At 65.8% G+C, this 16,852-nt stretch carries 17 protein-coding genes; 8 read left to right on the forward strand and 9 right to left on the reverse strand.

Annotated elements, in window-relative coordinates:
* Positions 1–304: 304 nt before the first annotated feature.
* The 4 genes from VLI63_RS06335 to VLI63_RS06350 all read right to left on the reverse strand — a co-directional run bounded on the left by VLI63_RS06335 (position 305) and on the right by VLI63_RS06350 (position 3,193).
* A complete protein-coding gene (locus VLI63_RS06335; RefSeq protein ID WP_409156021.1) occupies positions 305–1,387 on the reverse strand; it encodes a replication initiator in 1,083 nt (360 codons plus the stop codon).
* A 207-nt stretch (positions 1,388–1,594) separates the two neighbouring features.
* Positions 1,595–2,416 (reverse strand): polyphosphate kinase 2, encoded by an 822-nt coding sequence (gene ppk2, locus VLI63_RS06340; protein WP_409156022.1) that lies wholly within the window; start codon positions 2,414–2,416, stop codon positions 1,595–1,597.
* 32 nt (positions 2,417–2,448) lie between these two features.
* Complete coding sequence (locus VLI63_RS06345; protein WP_409156023.1) at positions 2,449–3,033, reverse strand: phosphatase PAP2 family protein; 585 nt, start codon at positions 3,031–3,033, stop codon at positions 2,449–2,451.
* Entirely contained in the window at positions 3,020–3,193 is a 174-nt protein-coding gene (locus tag VLI63_RS06350; protein WP_409156588.1) for a DUF1206 domain-containing protein, read from the reverse strand. Before VLI63_RS06350 ends, VLI63_RS06345 begins: the two co-directional genes overlap by 14 nt.
* Before the next feature lie 210 nt (positions 3,194–3,403).
* Between VLI63_RS06350 and VLI63_RS06355 the strand changes: the two genes are divergently transcribed.
* Both VLI63_RS06355 and VLI63_RS06360 read left to right on the forward strand, forming a co-directional pair.
* Positions 3,404–4,384 (forward strand): diacylglycerol/lipid kinase family protein, encoded by a 981-nt coding sequence (locus VLI63_RS06355; RefSeq protein ID WP_409156024.1) that lies wholly within the window; start codon positions 3,404–3,406, stop codon positions 4,382–4,384.
* A gap of 110 nt (positions 4,385–4,494) precedes the next feature.
* Positions 4,495–5,136 (forward strand): class I SAM-dependent methyltransferase, encoded by a 642-nt coding sequence (locus VLI63_RS06360; protein WP_409156025.1) that lies wholly within the window; start codon positions 4,495–4,497, stop codon positions 5,134–5,136.
* A gap of 32 nt (positions 5,137–5,168) precedes the next feature.
* Here VLI63_RS06360 and VLI63_RS06365 read toward each other — a convergent pair whose 3' ends face one another.
* The gene (locus tag VLI63_RS06365) at positions 5,169–6,062 is read right to left on the reverse strand and encodes a LysR family transcriptional regulator ArgP (RefSeq protein WP_409156026.1); all 894 of its coding nucleotides are present in this window, start codon (positions 6,060–6,062) and stop codon (positions 5,169–5,171) included.
* 68 nt (positions 6,063–6,130) lie between these two features.
* Between VLI63_RS06365 and VLI63_RS06370 the strand changes: the two genes are divergently transcribed.
* On the forward strand, positions 6,131–6,766 hold the full coding sequence (locus VLI63_RS06370) for a LysE/ArgO family amino acid transporter (protein ID WP_409156027.1): 636 nt from the start codon (positions 6,131–6,133) through the stop codon (positions 6,764–6,766).
* A 46-nt stretch (positions 6,767–6,812) separates the two neighbouring features.
* Positions 6,813–7,511, forward strand: a complete 699-nt coding sequence (locus VLI63_RS06375; protein WP_409156028.1) for an SOS response-associated peptidase — start codon at positions 6,813–6,815, stop codon at positions 7,509–7,511.
* Positions 7,512–7,514: 3 nt separating this feature from the next.
* On the opposite strand, the gene VLI63_RS06380 is transcribed toward VLI63_RS06375, so the two are convergent.
* Together VLI63_RS06380 and VLI63_RS06385 are read right to left on the reverse strand one after the other, a co-directional pair.
* The gene (locus VLI63_RS06380; protein WP_409156029.1) at positions 7,515–8,396 is read right to left on the reverse strand and encodes a neutral zinc metallopeptidase; all 882 of its coding nucleotides are present in this window, start codon (positions 8,394–8,396) and stop codon (positions 7,515–7,517) included.
* Between the two features lie 32 nt (positions 8,397–8,428).
* Positions 8,429–10,501, reverse strand: coding sequence for an acyl-CoA dehydrogenase (locus VLI63_RS06385; protein ID WP_409156030.1), 2,073 nt, complete (start codon positions 10,499–10,501; stop codon positions 8,429–8,431).
* 189 nt (positions 10,502–10,690) lie between these two features.
* Here VLI63_RS06385 and trxA point away from each other — a divergent pair, with 189 nt between their 5' ends.
* Positions 10,691–11,068, forward strand: a complete 378-nt coding sequence (gene trxA / locus VLI63_RS06390; RefSeq protein ID WP_354574549.1) for a thioredoxin — start codon at positions 10,691–10,693, stop codon at positions 11,066–11,068.
* A gap of 26 nt (positions 11,069–11,094) precedes the next feature.
* Here trxA and VLI63_RS06395 read toward each other — a convergent pair whose 3' ends face one another.
* Positions 11,095–11,529 carry a MarR family winged helix-turn-helix transcriptional regulator gene (locus VLI63_RS06395; protein ID WP_409156031.1) on the reverse strand — a complete coding sequence of 145 codons (435 nt, stop codon included), beginning with the start codon at positions 11,527–11,529 and terminating at the stop codon, positions 11,095–11,097.
* 75 nt (positions 11,530–11,604) lie between these two features.
* Here VLI63_RS06395 and VLI63_RS06400 point away from each other — a divergent pair, with 75 nt between their 5' ends.
* Both VLI63_RS06400 and VLI63_RS06405 read left to right on the forward strand, forming a co-directional pair.
* Positions 11,605–12,414: a TspO/MBR family protein gene (locus VLI63_RS06400; RefSeq protein ID WP_409156032.1), complete on the forward strand. Its 810-nt coding sequence runs from the start codon at positions 11,605–11,607 to the stop codon at positions 12,412–12,414.
* A complete protein-coding gene (locus VLI63_RS06405; protein WP_409156033.1) occupies positions 12,411–14,033 on the forward strand; it encodes an MFS transporter in 1,623 nt (540 codons plus the stop codon). Before VLI63_RS06400 ends, VLI63_RS06405 begins: the two co-directional genes overlap by 4 nt.
* Before the next feature lie 46 nt (positions 14,034–14,079).
* On the opposite strand, the gene pip is transcribed toward VLI63_RS06405, so the two are convergent.
* Positions 14,080–15,051, reverse strand: coding sequence for a prolyl aminopeptidase (gene pip, locus VLI63_RS06410; RefSeq protein WP_409156034.1), 972 nt, complete (start codon positions 15,049–15,051; stop codon positions 14,080–14,082).
* Between the two features lie 256 nt (positions 15,052–15,307).
* Between pip and VLI63_RS06415 the strand changes: the two genes are divergently transcribed.
* Positions 15,308–16,843, forward strand: coding sequence for a sugar transferase (locus VLI63_RS06415; protein ID WP_409156035.1), 1,536 nt, complete (start codon positions 15,308–15,310; stop codon positions 16,841–16,843).
* Positions 16,844–16,852 lie beyond the last annotated feature (9 nt).

The raw sequence follows: 16,852 nt of genomic DNA on the forward strand, positions 1-16,852 counted from the left end.
CGCGCTGCGCGCTGCGGTTGCCACCGACAGAATGATGCGATCTGCGGGTCGAGCACCTTAGTACGGGGCGGGGCAGGAGGCAGCGCGGCGCCGCGCGGCGCCCCTACGGGGCACCCGCGCAGCATCCACACCCTTGCAACCGCTCAACAGCGGCCCATCACGCGCAGTACGCGCACAGCTCGTTGCCGAATGCGTCACGCGCCCCAAGACCGGGAATCGGGTTACCGCACTTGTCACACGCACGAAGGCCCATCATCGCGCAGATCGGGCAATCTGGTTCTGCCATAGTCATCACCCCCTCTCATCACGGAACAGCCGCCGAACAGGGTGCCAGCTCACGTCGCAGACGCAGCACCCGACTCTCGACGACGCGCACCGAATACTCCGCCTGGCTTTCAGCTCCTCCCGCCTCAAAGTCGGCAGCATTTGACAGAAACCACTCCCTGCGCAGTCGACGTTGCACCGTGCGAGTGAGACCCGTGAACGACCATCCCGTGCGGTGCTTAGTGCGCCGGGACGCGCTCACGACTTGAGAGCGTGCGCCGTAACGCTGATGCACTCGACTCGGACACGAGACAGGGACGCAGTCAGGCGCGCAACGGATCGACCGTGCAGCACGCTCGAGCGCGGCCAGGTGCGCCCACACACGCGGGTGCACATCCTTGCCTTGGTGCACCACGTCTTTCATGACGTAGTTCAGCGCCTTGGACAGATACCAAATTGTCTTCGCGCCGTCGCCGTCCGCACGGAACGCGTCGCACTTTGCCTGCGCACCCCATTGGACGAGCGTCCCGTCAACCTTCGACGCAGCCACCGCAGTGCGAGCTGCCGTGCACAGCACGTTCGCCTCAGGAGCCTCAGCGCGCGCGATGCGCACCAGCACGTGCACATGCAGCACGCCACGGTCTTGCCACTCCCGCACGATGAAGTACTCAAAGGAGTCCCACCGGTCACGAATGCGTCGCCGGGTGCGATCCCACAAAAGGCCGGCATCTCGGTTCCATGCCACTTGCCCCAAGTAGTCATAGCGTGAGGCATCCAGCGGCACCCCGCGCAACCCTGCATCCGTTGCACGGTGCTGCAGGCCGCATCCGCAGTACGCGCCGCGCGCATCATCCGCACGCGGGACTCGGTGCACCTGGCCGAACGAGGGTGCAGTGAGCGTCAGCAGGTAGAACCGGTAGTCCTCAACCGGGCCGTCAAAGATGCCCGAGCGAGCTATTGCCGCCCAGTCGCCCCTGTACAGCTCCGCGCACGACTCGCACTTACTTTTGATCCGCGAACCGCAGCGAACCCAGACGCCCGTTGTCGTCTTGATAGGGCGCACGCAGCCGCGCGCAATTACCTCAGCCGCGCCTGTTTCGAGGTTGGTTGGAGCATCCTGCATAGCAACGCCGCAGCATTAGCAGTACGCCTGAAAATCGAGAGGTCACGGGATCGACGCCCGTCGGAGCTACTGTCCCATTTCCGGGCTTCTACCGGGAGTGGGACTTTTTTGTGCCGTTTCTCGATAAGAGACGGCGACGGGAGTGTCCGAATTCGCGCGGGCTTCTCCGACTGCCGCTCGCGGTCGCTCAGCCGGGATTCCCGTCAGCTATGAGCTGAGTTCTGCCGCATGGTCCGGCACATACTTGTAGAGCTCGCGCGCGGGTCGCTCGTAGTCGTCGGCTGTCGGTCGATCCGGGAGTTCGATCGACTCCGGTTCGATCGCATCCCAGGGAACCTGAGCCAGGAGATGGCTTATCGCGTTGAGCCGTGCGGACTTCTTATCGTCGCTCTCGATCGTCCACCAGGGCGCCTCCGGAATGTCGGTCACCTTGAACATCGCGTCCTTTGCTCGCGAATAGGATTCCCACTCGACGATGGACTTGAGGTCGGTCTCCGAAAGCTTCCACCGCCGCATCGGGTCGTTCAGTCGCGACTTGAATCGCTTCTGCTGCTCCTCGTCTGAGACGGAGAACCAGTACTTGACCAGGATGATGCCGTCTTCGACGAGCAAGCGTTCGAGAATGGGCACCTGCTTCAGGAAGCGCTCGTATTCTTCATCGGTGCAGTACCCGAGCACGCGCTCGACCCCGGCCCGGTTGTACCAGGACCGATCCATCAGCACTATCTCCCCGGCCGCCGGCAACCGCTCGATATACCGCTGGAAATACCACTGGCCACGCTCGCGCTCGCTCGGGGCCGGAAGTGCCGCGACGCGCGCCGATCGAGGGTTGAGGTATTGGATCACGCGTTTGATCGAACCGCCCTTGCCCGCAGCGTCGCGACCCTCGAAGATCACCAGTAGACGCGCGCCGGACTGAACCACCCACTGTTGCATCTGCACGAGTTCGACCTGCAGGCGTTCGAGTTCCGCTTCGTAGGCCCGCTTGGAGAGCCTGGGTCGGTCGTTGTCAGTCTTCTTGGGGGACATCGTTCTCCTGAATCTTGATGGGGTGGGGCTGGTCAGGTGCGATCCTTTTGCAATTGCGAGTGAGCACCATGGATCGCCTCTCCCCGAACACGAACTGTGCGTCTGGTGTCGATCGCGATCACCGTTCCGACGATCACCATGGAGATCGATAGCGAACCAAGGGTGTCGCTGAACCAGTGGTACCCCAGGTACATACGGCTGAACATCTCGGCGAGCACACCGATCCAGGCGAGCCCGAGCCCAACGGCCACGCCCCACAATTTCGGATTCCGCGACACGATGAGGATCGTGAGGACGATCATGATGACGGTAGTGACCGGTGAGCGAAGGGAGTTGACCCACTGCTCCATCGGCCTGTCCCAGTCGGCGACACCGGTATGCGTCAGCACGGAGGTGATCACGATGGTGAAGAAGACCAGGCCAAGCACAATTAGGATCGCCGAAGCAATATACAGCCCGCGCCGGGCGCGCCCGTCGAGATAACGCTCTTCGACGACGAATTTAGAGCGCCAGAAGCCCCTCTCCGCCGACGCACGATCAGCCGTTCGCGCTTCCCGGGATGGGGTTCCAGTCACAGTCGGTGTCCTCTCAGGTGAATCGTTGTCATAGTCGCGCACATCGGGCCCGAAACTCGGAATAGAGGCCATCGGAAATGAAACCGATACCGACGAGCACCAGTATGAACTCGCCGAAGGGCATTCCCGCGAGGGCCCGAAGTGCGCCATCGAGACCGGACGCCCTCGTCGGATCGAGAGGACAGGGATTGCGAGGATGCAGAGATGCTGCTGGAGGACCCGAGCGCGAACGTCAGCGCGGTCATACCGGCCATCGGGTCGACCCTTCTTCGCACGCCGTCCAGACGGGCGTACGCGATACGTTAGGCCGCGTTCTCATCCTCGTAAAGGCTGGTCAGATGAGAAAACTCTTATGTGTGGAGTCGTGCGGAAAAGCTCCCGGGAAGCCCTCCCTCGCCCCTAGGATTGCGCGATGATCGATACGACCCGACGAATCGCCGCAGTGATCTACAACCCGACGAAAGTAGATCCAGACGCCTTTCGATCAACCATGACGGAGGCGGCGACGGAGGCCGGCTGGAGCACGGCCTTCTATGAGACTTCTGAGGACGACATCGGCCAGGGAGTGGCGGCCGAGGCTCTGAAGGCCGGTGCCGACCTCGTCTTCGCGGCCGGCGGAGACGGCACCGTGCGCGCGGTTGCGGAAGCGGTTCGACACAGCGGGATACCGCTCGCGCTTCTCCCCGCAGGCACGGGCAACCTGCTGGCCCGCAATCTCCACCTCACCCTGGACGACATGCCCGGATCTGCCCTGTCCGCCTTCACCGGGGTGGATCGGCCCATCGATATCGGCGTCATCGACATCCAGCGCGCTGATGGGTCCCATGACGAGCACGCCTTCGTCGTCATGGCGGGGTTGGGTATCGACGCGAAGATGATCAAGAACACCGACGAAGACCTGAAGAAGAAGGCAGGCTGGGCCGCCTACGTGAGTGCGATCGCCAAGTCCCTTCGCGATCCCGACGAGCTGCATTTCCAGTTGCGTCTCGACGGCGGTCCGCCCATGCGGCGCACGGTCCATACCCTGATCCTGGGCAATTGCGGCTCGCTGCCCGCCAACATCCTGCTCATGCCCGAGGCGGTGGTCGATGACGGCCTCTTCGATTTGTTGATGACGCGACCCGGCGGACTGTGGGGGTGGGTCAAGGTGTGGTTCACTGTCGCGTGGACCAACGGCGTGGTCCGTCGCACTGCGGCCGGGCGGGCTGTTGCTGGTGAGCACCACAACACGAGGGACCTCCATTACGAGACGGTCAAGTCGGTGGAGGCGCACCTCCCCCGACCAGAGGAAATCGAACTCGACGGAGACGGCTTCGGTGGGGCGACAGGGTTTCTCGCCCGGATCGAGGCCGGCGCCCTTCTCGTGCGCGTGCCGCGGGATACACAGGCCTGAACGCGCCCGTATCTGAAGAGTCGCGTTCTTCGCCTTCCTCGTGAATCTCGTACTTTGCCGATCCGGCAACGCGATTTTCCCCCTGCCTCCGCGGAGCCCACACTGGCACCATGACGATGAGCGCGGCCGAGTATTGGGAGAATCGCTACCGGGAGAACGGCAGGTCCTGGAGCGGCAGGGTTAACGCCTCCCTCGAACGCGAGGTCGCCGGCATCCGACCGGGCACCGCTCTCGACCTCGGGAGCGGCGAAGGGGGCGATGCGCTCTGGCTCGCCCACAACGGGTGGGCTGTGACGGCCGTCGACATCTCCCCGACGGCACTGGCCATCGGGGCCGCTGCCCAGCAGCCCGGCGACGAGATCACCTGGATCTCGGCCGACCTCGCCGAGTGGCAACCGCCGTCGACCTTCGACCTCGTCACCTCGTGCTTCCTGCACTCGGAGGTCGAGATTCCGCGAGGGTCGATTCTGCGCCGCGCGGCAACAGCGGTCGCCCCCGGCGGAACACTGCTCATCGTCGGCCACTCCGGTGCGCCGCACTGGCCGCGTCTGGATGACGGCGGCCACACGCATCCACGGCTCGAACTCCCGACGCCCGACGATGTGTACGCCACCCTGTTCACCGACTCAGCGCTCGACCCACAGGGTTGGTCGGTGCTGACGAGCGCCCTCGTCGAACGGGTCGACGCGGCCCCGGACGGCACGGCGCACACGATCGTCGACAGCGTGCTCACCCTGCGGCGGAACGAGTAGTCGAGCAGGGAGTCGACTGCTCCCGAGATGCCCTACTGGCGCAGTTCGATCGCTGCCCGGTCACGCACCGCCGCCGACACGGCATCGAGCAGGGGCGAAGCCAGATTCCACCGCTGCCAATAGAGGGGCACATCCACCGGATGCCCGGGAGCCAGCTCCACGAGCACAGCCTCGCTGAGCGGCTCGAGGCACTGCTGCTCTGGCAGCAGTCCCCAGCCGAACCCGAGCGTGATCGCCCTGGCGAAGTCGGCGGAGGTCGGCACATAGTGAGAGGCCGTCGCGGAACCCCCGCAGTACTCCTGCAGGAATGCCGCCTGCAGGTCGTCGTTGCGATCGAAGGTGACGACCGGTGAATCAGCGAGCCGTATCGGAGCGGACCCGCGAGGCATCCAGCGGTCACGAAATCCCGGGGTCGCAACCGCCCGGTACCGCATGACGCCGAGCGGCTCGGTCACGCAGCCCTGGACGGCGTCCCTGGTGGATGTCACGGCCGCGATCACCGTGCCGGCTCGCAGCAGCGCCGTCGTGCGCTCCTGGTCTTCGCGGTGGAGATCGAACACGACGCCGAGCGACTCACCGAGACCGGCGAGCGCATCAAGGAACCAGGTGGCGAGGCTGTCGGCGTTCACCGCGAGGGAGACCTGGAATGGCCGTCCGGGCTCGGAGTCCACCCGGAGTGTTCGAAGCGTGTCGGCTTCGAGGAGATCGACCTGTCGCGCATAGCGGAGCAGCACATCGCCAGCCTCCGTCAGTGTGACGGGCGAGGTGCGCCGCACCACCACCCGACCGGATGCCTGCTCCATCGCCTTCACCCGTTGCGATACCGCCGAGGGGGTCACGTGCAGCCTCGATGCCGCCGCGTCGAAGGAGCCGGTGTCGACGAGCGCCAAGAGGGTGTCGAGTTGTTCGAGCGAGAAGCGGTGCATTAGTCCAGCTTATGCAGCTGTAGAAAGAGTAGTTGGATTTCATTCGGCCCGCGCCCTACCGTGGGGGTATGACCCTGTCGACGACGATCGTGCCCGCCCTCCTCGGACTGGCCACCGGTCTCTCGCTGATCATCGCGATCGGAGCACAGAACGCGTTCGTACTCCGGCTGGGGATCGAGGGCCGCACGCGCATCATCCTCCCGGTGGTCGCCATCTGCGCGCTGTCCGACGCGGTGCTGATCCTGGCGGGGGTGCTCGGGCTCGGGGCGCTGATCCGGGCGGCGCCGATCGCGCTGGTGATCATCCGGGTACTCGGGGCCGGCTTCCTCATCGTCTACGGCCTTCTCGCCGCGCGCCGGGCCATCCGACCCGAGGCCCTGGTGGCCGAACCGGTTTCCGCGGCAGCGACGACGGGCCTGGGGATCGCGGTGACCACGGTGCTCGCCCTCACCTGGCTCAACCCGCACGTCTACCTGGATACCGTGCTGTTCCTCGGTTCAGTGGCCTCGCAGCAGGGGCCGGCCGAACGCTGGTGGTGGGTCGGGGGCGCGATGACCGCGAGCGTGCTCTGGTTCTCGGCGCTCGGTTTCGGGGCTCGCCTGCTTCGTCCGATCTTCGCCCGGCCGTCGGCCTGGCGCGTGCTCGACGCGAGCATCGCCGTCGTGATGATCGCCCTCGGCATCCGACTCGCGCTTGGCCTGTGACCGAGGGCGGCTGGCCATTGTCTGCGGAGGGCGCCACAATGGGCGCATGTGCGGACGCTTCGCGATGGACAAGAGCACCGACGACCTGATCGAGGAGTTCGTGGCCGTCGGCGGTGACTTCCGCGACTGGCGGCCGGGCTGGAACATCCGCCCCACCGACCCGGTGGCCGTGGTGCTGGAGTCGATGAAGGACGGCCCGGAGCCCACTCGCCGTCTCGAGGTGGCCCGCTGGTCGCTCACGCCCGGCTGGTCGAAGACCCTCAAGATGAAGGTGCCCACCTTCAACGCCCGCAGCGAGGGCATCACCAAGAAGGCTTCGTTCAAGGCATCGATCCGGTCGAAGCGCGCCCTCATCCCGGCTGCGGGGTACTACGAGTGGCAGACCGATCCGGTCACGAAGAAGAAGACACCGTTCTACCTGAAGGCGCCGGATGGCCAGTCGATGGCCTTCGCCGGCATCTACTCCTGGTGGAAGGACCACTCGCTGGCCGATGATGACCCGGCGCTCTGGACGCTCACCACCACCATCCTCACCGCGGACTCGGTGCGCACCCTCGACCACATCCACGACCGAAATCCCGTGCCACTTCCTCGCGAGCTCTGGGATGACTGGCTCGACCCACGCATCGAGGGCACCCAGGATTTCGTGGATGCCGCGGTCGCCGCCGCCATTCCGGTCGCGGAGTCGCTGGAGATTGTGGAGCTCGCGGCCGTGACCGACGAGGAGCCTGTCGCTCTCGGCTGACGGCTACAGTCGCGCGGTGCTCGGCGCGAAGGTGTCGCAGGACTCGGCGCCGGAGGTGCGCCCGGTGGTGAACCAGCGCTGACGCTGCTCGCTCGACCCGTGCGTCCACGATTCCGGGTTCACCTGGCCGGAGGCCGCCTGGATGCGGTCGTCACCCACCGCGGACGCCGCGCTCAGGGCATCCGCTATCTCGGCCGTCGTCGGCGGCTTGAGAAATGGCACGCCGTTCGCATCCGGTGTCTTCGAGGCGGCTCCCACCCAAGCGCCGGCGAAGCAGTCCGCCTGGAGCTCGGTGCGGATGCTCGTGGATCCTGGCCCGGTGTCGCTGTGCGGCCTGTCGAGCACCCCGTCGAGCTTCTGGATGTGGTGGCCCCACTCGTGAGCGACGACGTAGAGCTGGGCAAGCGGCCCACCGCTCGATCCGAACCGGTCGCGAAGGTCGGCGAAGAACGACGTGTCGATGTAGAGGGTCTCGTCGGCCGGACAGTAGAACGGGCCGGTCGCGCTGGACGCGCCGCCGCATCCCGTGTTCGTGGACCCGCTGAACAGGGCGATCGGCTGGGGTGCGGCATAGGTGCCGCCGAGTGCCGGATACTCCTCGGACCAGTACGCCTCGAGCGACGCCGCGGCGGCCTTCATGCGGCAGTCGATGTCGGAGTTCGCCTGGGCGCCTGTCGTGCACTGGTCGAGACTGTCGGCGCTCGATCCGCCGGATGGCGCGCCACCCCCGCCGACCAGCCCGCTGACGTCGAACCCGGTGAGTTGCGACACGATGTACAGCACGACGATCAGGGCGACCCCTCCGCCACCGCCCGCGATCATGCCGGTGCGACCGCGTCTGCTCGCCTTGCCGGAGGAGATGTCGGCGTTGTCGTTGAACGTCATGCTCGAACGCTACCGGTGACTGAGCCGCCGGACTACCGCTTGTTTTTCAGCGACTTCTCCGCGATCGGCTCGAGGCCCGCATCACGGCGAGCGCGGAAATACTCCGCGGCCTCGTCCTGCCGGTCTCGCTCGGCTCCGGATGCGATCGCCGACCGGACGTGCTCTGGTTCGAAACCGAAGGCATTCACGAGGTCGAGCGCATGCGGGCGCAACCGCGGAAGCAGGCGGTCGTCGATGTAGTCGGTGATGGCCGCGGCACGCTGGGCGGAGAGTCGGCCGTTGATGAGGTACCAGGCGAGGTTCTTCTCGATCAGGCTGAAACCGAAGAGGTCGCGGAGCCAGGTGAGCACCTCGGCGGTCTTCCCGTCGGTGATTCCGTCGAGAGCCTCGGTGAAGGCCTCCCATTGCAGCAGTTCGGCGTGGGCGGCGGCCGCTTCGATGAGTTCGTTCTGGTTGGCGTTGAAGAGCGCCGTGGCCTCGACCGGTGATGCCTTCTGTGCGGCCCGCAGCCGTCCGGCGAGCGCAGCGACCATCGTCTCCACCCGGTCGGTGAGCAACTGGCGTTGGGATGCCGCGTCGCGCACGAAACCGACCGAGCGGGCCGTCGAGCCGAAGTCGGCGACGTTCTGCGCCAGCTTGCGCAGACCGGAGCGGTTCACGGCGACGGCGCCCACCTGGCCGGCGACATAGCCCGCCATCGCCCCCGCATCCGCATTCTTGAACTTGCGCGAGTAGTCGGTGAGCAGCCGCTTGGCCACGAGCTGGAGCAGCACATTGTTGTCGCCCTCGAAGGTCACGTAGATGTCGAGGTCGGCGCGCAACTGGGTGAGACGGTTCTCGGCGAGGAATCCGGCGCCGCCGCACGTCTCGCGGGCCTCCTGCAGTATCTCCAGCGCGCTCCAGGTGCTGAGTGGCTTGAGCGCGGCGGCGAGGGTCTCGAGATCTTCGCGGTCGGCATCCGACGCTCGCGCTCCGGAGAACACGCCGTCGAACGCGGTGAGCAGCTTCTCGTGCGCGAAGGACATGGCGTAGGTCGTGGCGAGCTTCGGCAGCAGGCGTCGCTGGTGACGCTGGTAGTCGAGGATCACCTCTTCCTTCGTGGGGTCGGCCGCGGTGAACTGGCGGCGCTGCGATCCGTAGGTGATGGCGATGAAGAGGGCGAGCTTCGAGGCGACGACGGAAGCCCCGTCGAGCGAGACGCGGCCCTGCACCAGGGTGCCGATCATGGTGAAGAAACGTCGGCCCGGACTCTGGATGTCCGAGCTGTAGGTGCCGTCTGCGGCGACGTCGCCGTAGCGGTTGAGCAGGTTCTCGCGCGGCACGCGCACCCCGTGGAAGTGCAGGCGACCATTGTCGATGCCGTTGAGTCCGCCCTTCAGCCCGTCGTCCTCACCGCCGATGCCGTCGAGGAAGCCGTTCTCGTCGCGGATCGGCACATAGAAGGCGTGCACCCCGTGGTTGACACCCTTGGTCACGAGCTGCGCGAAGACGACGGCGGCGATGCCGTGCAGGGCGGCGTTGCCGAGGTAGTCCTTCCAGGCGGCACGGAACGGAGTGTCGAGCACGAACTCCCGGGTGGCCTCATCGTAGGTGGCCGTCGTGCCGATGGCGGCGACATCCGATCCGTGGCCGGTCTCGGTCATGGCGAAGGCACCGGGCACCTCGAGGCTCATGATGCCGGGCAGGAACTTCTCGTGGTGGCGCTGGGTGCCGAGGTGGAGAACGGCCGCTCCGAAGAGGCCCCACTGCACGCCGGACTTGATCTGCAGCGAGGGATCGGCGGTCACGAGTTCTTCGAAGGAGGCGATGTTGCCGCCGTGGTCGTCGTTGCCGCCGAGACCGGACGGGAACGCCTTGAGCACCGATCCGGAGTCGACGAGCAGCTTGAGCTGGCCGAGCACGCGGGTGCGCTGGGCATCGAGGGCGAGGCTGTCGTCGCGATGGAACGCGCTGTCCTTCATCAACTCGCGGGACTCGCGGCGAGCAGCGGCCCAGGTGCCGAGCAGGTACTCGCCGAGCCAGGCGGTATCGATGGCGCCCTTCGGGGCGGCGGGAGCGGCGGTCGGCCGGGACTCTGCAGTGATGCGGTCAGCGAGGTTCGTCATGGGATCGTCTTTTCGTCAGGAATTGCGGCCTTCGACGGCCTGCATCGACGGTACGAGCCTCGCAGTCGACTGCCAAAGGGGTGGTGCGGCCCGCACGAATCACACGACGGCTGCGCGACATCCGTTGTAGAAATCCACAGTCGGAAGGCGTGCGGGAATGGGAACACCTACTAGGTGGTTACCTCTGACATGCCTACACTCACTTTGACCACGGATGCCTTCGAAGAAACGGTGTCCTCCTCCGGAATCACTCTCGTGGACTTCTGGGCCGACTGGTGCGGCCCGTGCAAGATGTTCGGGCCGATCTACGAGGCCGCGAGCGAAAAGAATCCCGACATCACCTTCGGCAAGGTGGACACCGAGGCTGAGCAGGCCTTGGCCAGCGCCGCCGGAATCACCTCGATCCCCACCCTGATGGCCTTCCGCGACGGCATCCTCGTGTTCTCGCAGCCGGGAGCGCTGCCCGCGCCCGCCCTCGACCAGGTCATCGAGGCCGTGAAGGGCCTCGACATGGACGAGGTGCACCGCAAGATCGCGGAGCAGGAAGCCGCCCAGCCCGGAGCCTGATCCGTTCCACCCCCGGTGGAGAAGAGCTACTCGACGTCCCAGCGGTCCGCCGCGGTCGCCTGGATGATCTCCAGCAGCGCCGAGCGCATGGCGGCGTTATCCGCGATGCTCGGGAACAGGTCGGCCTCGAGAGTCCTCGCCGACCCCCAGGCCGCCTCACCCGCCGGGGTGCGCGTGACGACATGGCGTCGTCCATCATCCGGATGCTTCTCGCGCGCGATGTAGCCCTCCCGCTCGAGCCGTTCGAGGGTGCGGGACATCGTCTGCACCTCGACCCGGGCCGATTTGGCCAGCTCGGTCTGACTGCGCGGACCGGAGCCGAGAACATGCAGCACGATGAGCCCGGCGTGGGTGAGTCCGAGCTGTTCGAGCGCCTCGACCCAGGCGTGCTCGACGAGCCGCGCCGCCGTCGACAGCAGTCGGCCCGTCGGCCAGCCCTGCATTCCGACCGGATCGGTCATCGCGTCGCCACTTCCTTCGCCCTCATTTAGCGCTATCGTGAATTACTAAGCTAGCTGATGATTCGGGAGAACACCGTGAACGAGACGCGAGACACTGTGCGACAGGCGGTCGTGCTGGTCAGTGCCATAGTCGCCGTGGTCGGCGCCTTCATCGGATCGGGAGCCGCGGGCGGCACTCCGATCCAGGATGCCGCGGGTGGCGCTCTTGCGGCGGATGCCACCCCCATCGCTCCCGGGGGTCCGGCCTTCGCCATCTGGACCCCGATCTATGCGGGGCTTCTGGCCTATGCGGTCTGGCAGTCCCTGCCCAAGCAGCGCGCCGATGAGCGGCAGCGCCGGCTCGGCTACCCGATCGCGGTATCCCTGATCCTCAATGCCGCCTGGATCCTCAGCATCCAGTTCGGATTCCTTGCCGCGAGCGTGCCGATCATCGCCGGGTTGCTCGTGGTGCTGGTCTGGGCCTTTCGCATCACGCTCGCCTCACGGCCGAAGAACCTGGTCGAGACGATCGTCGCCGACGGCACGGTCGGGCTCTACCTGGGCTGGGTGTGCGTCGCGACGGCCGCCAACATCACGGCTCTTCTCGTCGCCTCCGGATTCCGCGGCTTCGGACTGGGCGCGGATGCCTGGGCCGTGGTGATCGTGGCGGTCGCCGGCCTCGTCGGCGTGCTCGTCGCCATCCGCGGGAATGGGCGGCTCGCGCCGGCCGTCTCGCTGTCGTGGGGGCTCGCCTGGGTGGCGGTCGCCCGGCTCACCGGAGACCTGCTCTCCGCTCCGGCAGGGATCGCCGCCATCGTCGCCGTGGTCGTCGTCGTGTTCGTCACCGTGGCCCTGCGGATCCGGAACTCCCGAAGTGCCGGGAGCCCGAAGGTGGTGTCCGCATGAGCGAGGTCGCGCAGGGCTCGTCCCGTCGCCGGTGGGCCGGACTCGTCTTCATCAGCATCGCCGTCGCACTGATCATCGTCGACTCGACGATCGTGAACGTGGCGATCCCGTCGATCATCAAGGATCTCGGCATCACCTCGACGCAGGTGCAGTGGGTGCAGGAGAGCTACACCCTCGTGTTCGCTGCCCTGTTGCTCGTGTTCGGCACGCTCGCCGACCGCTACGGCCGACGCAAGATGCTCATCATCGGTGTGACGATCTTCGCGCTCGCCTCGATCCTCGCGGCGTTCTCGCAGACCGGTGACCTGCTCATCGGCTCACGGGTGATCCAGGGCATCGGCGGGGCGATGGTGCTTCCGACCACCCTCTCGATCATCAATGCCACCTTCCGTGGCCGGGAGCGAGGGATCGCCTTCGCCGTGTGGGGCTCGACCATCGGTGGGATGGTCGCCGTCGGGCCGCTGCTCGGCGGCTGGCTCACCACCTACTTCTCCTGGCGCTGGGCGTTCGGCATCAACATCCCGTTTGGCATCCTGATCATCGTCGGCACGCTGGTCTTCGTGATCGAGTCGAAGGCGACCGACGTGCGACGCATCGACGTCGTCGGCGCGATCCTCTCCATCGTGACCAGCGCGACGCTGGTCTTCGGTCTGATCGAGGGGCGCACCTACGGCTGGTGGCTGGTGAACAAGTCGCTCACCATCGGCGACTGGACCTGGCCGTTCGATCTCTCGATCATCCCGCTCACATTCGCCGTGACGATCGTCGCCGGCGCCGCCTTCGTTCTCTGGGGCCTCCATCGCCAGCGGGTGGGCAAGACGACGCTCCTCGCCTTCAGCCTCTTCTCCATCCCCTCCTTCCGCAACGGCAACATCGCCGCTCTCATCGTGTCCCTCGGCGAATTCGGCATCATCCTGTCGCTGCCCCTGTGGCTTCAGAACGTGCTGGGCTATGACGCCCTCCAGACCGGCTTCGTGCTGCTCGCCCTCGCCATCGGCTCCTTCGTCGCAAGCGGTTTTGCGGGCGCATTCGGCAACCGGGTCTCCCCGGTCACCATCGTGCGCGTGGGCCTGCTCGCCGAGATCATCGGGGTCACCGGCCTCGGATTCGTGATCTCGGCGAATGCGACCTGGCTCGTGATCGTGCCGTTCCTCTTCGTCTACGGCTTCGGAGTCGGTCTCGCCACCGCGCAGCTGACCGGCGTCGTGCTCAAGGACGTGCCGATCGAGGCGAGCGGACAGGGATCCGGCACCTCGAGCACCGCGCGCCAGATCGGATCAGCCCTCGGAATCGCCATCCTCGGCACGATCCTCTTCACCTCGGCGGGCACCGCCCTCGACTCGCGGCTGTCGCAGCTGCCGGATGCCCAGCGCACCCAGATCGTCAACGCCGTGGTCGACAGTGCCGGGGCCGCGATCCCGGGTCTCGAGAAGCAGAGTGCCTCGATCGCAGAAGACGCCCGCATCGCCTTCAGCGACGCCACCCGGTTCTCCGCCTTCTCGGCCGCCGGATTCCTGGTGCTCGGGTTCCTTGCGACCCTGCGACTCAGCGGCGTTTCCCGCAATCGCGAGGAGGAACTCGAGGCGGCGAAGACCACCTCGCCGCAGTCGACGACCTAGCCCGCGTTGGTGTTGCCGACGAAACTGCAGCCGGGCCGGGCTGTGGTCAGGCGTCGGGCCAGCCCTCCGCGAAGCGGTCGGTGGCCTCGATGAGCGCCGAGAGGATGCCGGGTTCGTCGAAGGCGTGGCCGGCATCCGGGACCATCACGAACTCCGCCTCCGGCCACGCGCGGTGCAGGTCCCACGCAGTCACGGCCGGAGTGCAGATGTCGTAGCGGCCCTGGATGATCACTCCGGGGATGTCGGCGAGCACACCGGCATCCCGGATGAGCTGGCCATCGTCGAAGAACCCGCGGTTGACGAAATAATGGTTCTCGATTCGCGCGAAAGCGAGCGCGTAACGCGGGTCCGCGAAGGTCGAGACGACGTCGGGTCGGGGCAGCAGGGTGATGGTAGATGCCTCCCATACCGACCATGCGACCGCCGCAGGACCATGTATAGCGGGATCGGGATCGGCGAGGAGCCGGTGATAAGAGTGGATCAGGTTGTCGCGCTCATCGAGCGGGACGGGGGCGAGGAATCCCTCCCAGGCATCCGGGAACACAGCCTCGGCTCCCCCCTCGTAGAACCAGTCGAGCTCCGACTTGCGGAGGGTGAAGATGCCTCTCAACACCAGCTCCGACACTCGGCCAGGATGTGTCTCGGAGTAGGCGAGAGCGAGCGTGCTGCCCCACGATCCGCCGAACACCAGCCAGCGATCGATGCGGAGGTACTGGCGCAACAATTCGAGGTCATCGACGAGATGCCAGGTCGTGTTCGTGCTGAGGTCGGCTCCGGCATCGCTGGCATGCGGAAGGCTGCGCCCGGACCCCCGCTGATCGAGCAGGACGATGCGGTATTTGGCCGGATCGAACAACCGTCGGTGGTTGGGCTGCGTCTCGCCGCCCGGACCCCCGTGCAGGAATACAGCGGGCTTGCCGTAGGGGTTTCCCGAGGTCTCCCAGTAGATGCTCTGGCCGTCCCCCACATCCATTAACCCGGATTCGTAGGGTTCGATCTCGGGGTAGAAACTGTGCATTCTTCGAGCCTACGACGGTCGAGCCAAGAGGCTCGCTTCGACTGCAACCACCCCCGAACGGGGGATACAGAAATTTCGGGCTGCCCGGTACTGTCGGCTATAGATTCGCCTCCCGTGGCGATGAATACCCGCATCGACGCAGCTCGTTCCGCGTGCATCCCTTTTCCCGAAGGGACTCATACGCCATTCTGCGTGTCGTCACCCAACGACTCATGATGCAGGTCCCTGTAAAACCCGAAACTACAGGATTTACCCGATGAACGAAACGACGGTCCCCCGAACCGGAAAATCAGGCGTGCGATCCGCGCGACTGGGCCTCACCTCCGTTGGTGCGGTATCCGCTGTGCGCGGAAGTGAGCGCCCCTCATCCGGACAGCGTTGGGCTCGGTCCTATCGCCTCAAGCTGACAATCAGTGACATCACGGTGGTGAGCGTCGCGATGGCGCTGTCCTTTGTCGCCCGGTTCAACTTCACTGGCGTCGACCCCACGACCACGCTCAGTTCGCAGCGTTATGCCTATCTCTCCTTCGCGATGGCCGTCGCCTGGACCCTGTCGCTCAGCGCCTTCCACAGCCGCGATATCCGCGTCATCGGCATCGGTGCCAGCGAGTACAAGCGGGTGATCCACGCGAGCACCACTGTCTTCGGCATCGCGGCGATCCTGTTCCTCGTCGCCGAGATCAACACGGCACGCTGGTTCTTCATCGTCGCCTTCCCGATCGGCCTCCTCGGGCTGCTCGGCACTCGATGGAGCCTGCGTCAGTGGCTCACAGCCCAGCGCAAATTCGGACACTTCCTCGCTCGCGTCATCGTGGTTGGACGGCGGACGGATGTCGAGAAGGTCGTCCGCCAGATCGACCGGACTTCAGGAGCCACCTATTCGGTGATCGGGATCGTGCTCGATGGCGACGATCACGAGCTGGACGGCGGTGAGGTCGACGGAATCCGGGTCTGGCGAGGGCTCGACCGTGTAGCTGAGTTCGCTGAATCCCTGCATGCCGACGGCATCGTAGTGGCGGGCCAGCCCGGTGGCGAGAGCGATTTCATTCACGACCTCGCGTGGGAGCTCGAGGGGAAGACGATAGAGCTCATTCTGGCCACGAGCCTCGCCAATGTGGCAGGACCCCGCATCCACTTCCGCCCGGTGGACGGCCTTCCCCTCCTGCACGTGGAGATCCCACACTTCGAGGGAGGCAAGCACCTGCTCAAACGCGGTCTCGACATCCTCGTCTCGAGCACCGCCCTGCTCGTACTGAGTCCCATGTTTGTATTGCTCGCCATCATCATCAAGGCCGACAGCGCCGGAAAGGCTTTCTTCTCCCAGGAGCGGGTCGGACGCGGTGGCCGCACATTCCACATCCTCAAATTCCGGTCGATGGTGGCCTCCGCACCCGAGCAACTCGCTGAGCTCCAGGTCCACAACGAGGGCAACGGGGTGCTGTTCAAGATGAGGAACGATCCCCGCGTGACGCGCATCGGCCGTCTTCTGCGCAAGTATTCACTCGACGAGTTCCCGCAGTTCTGGAATGTTCTCGTCGGGGACATGAGCCTCGTGGGGCCACGTCCGCCCCTCCCTAGCGAGGTGCTGAGCTACGAAGACCACGTCCGACGCCGGCTGTACATCAAGCCCGGCCTCACCGGCATGTGGCAGATCAACGGACGCTCTGCCCTCAGCTGGGAAGAGAGCGTGCGTCTGGATCTCTACTACGTGGAGAACTGGTCTGTCGTCGGTGATCTCATGATCATGTGGCGCACGTTCCGCGTTCTGATCCATCCGGTCGGGGCATACTGATGCGCAAAC

Origin of the sequence: Lacisediminihabitans sp. H27-G8 (genome assembly GCF_046156175.1) — a bacterium.
In the GTDB taxonomy this organism is placed as follows: Bacteria; Actinomycetota; Actinomycetes; order Actinomycetales; family Microbacteriaceae; genus Lacisediminihabitans.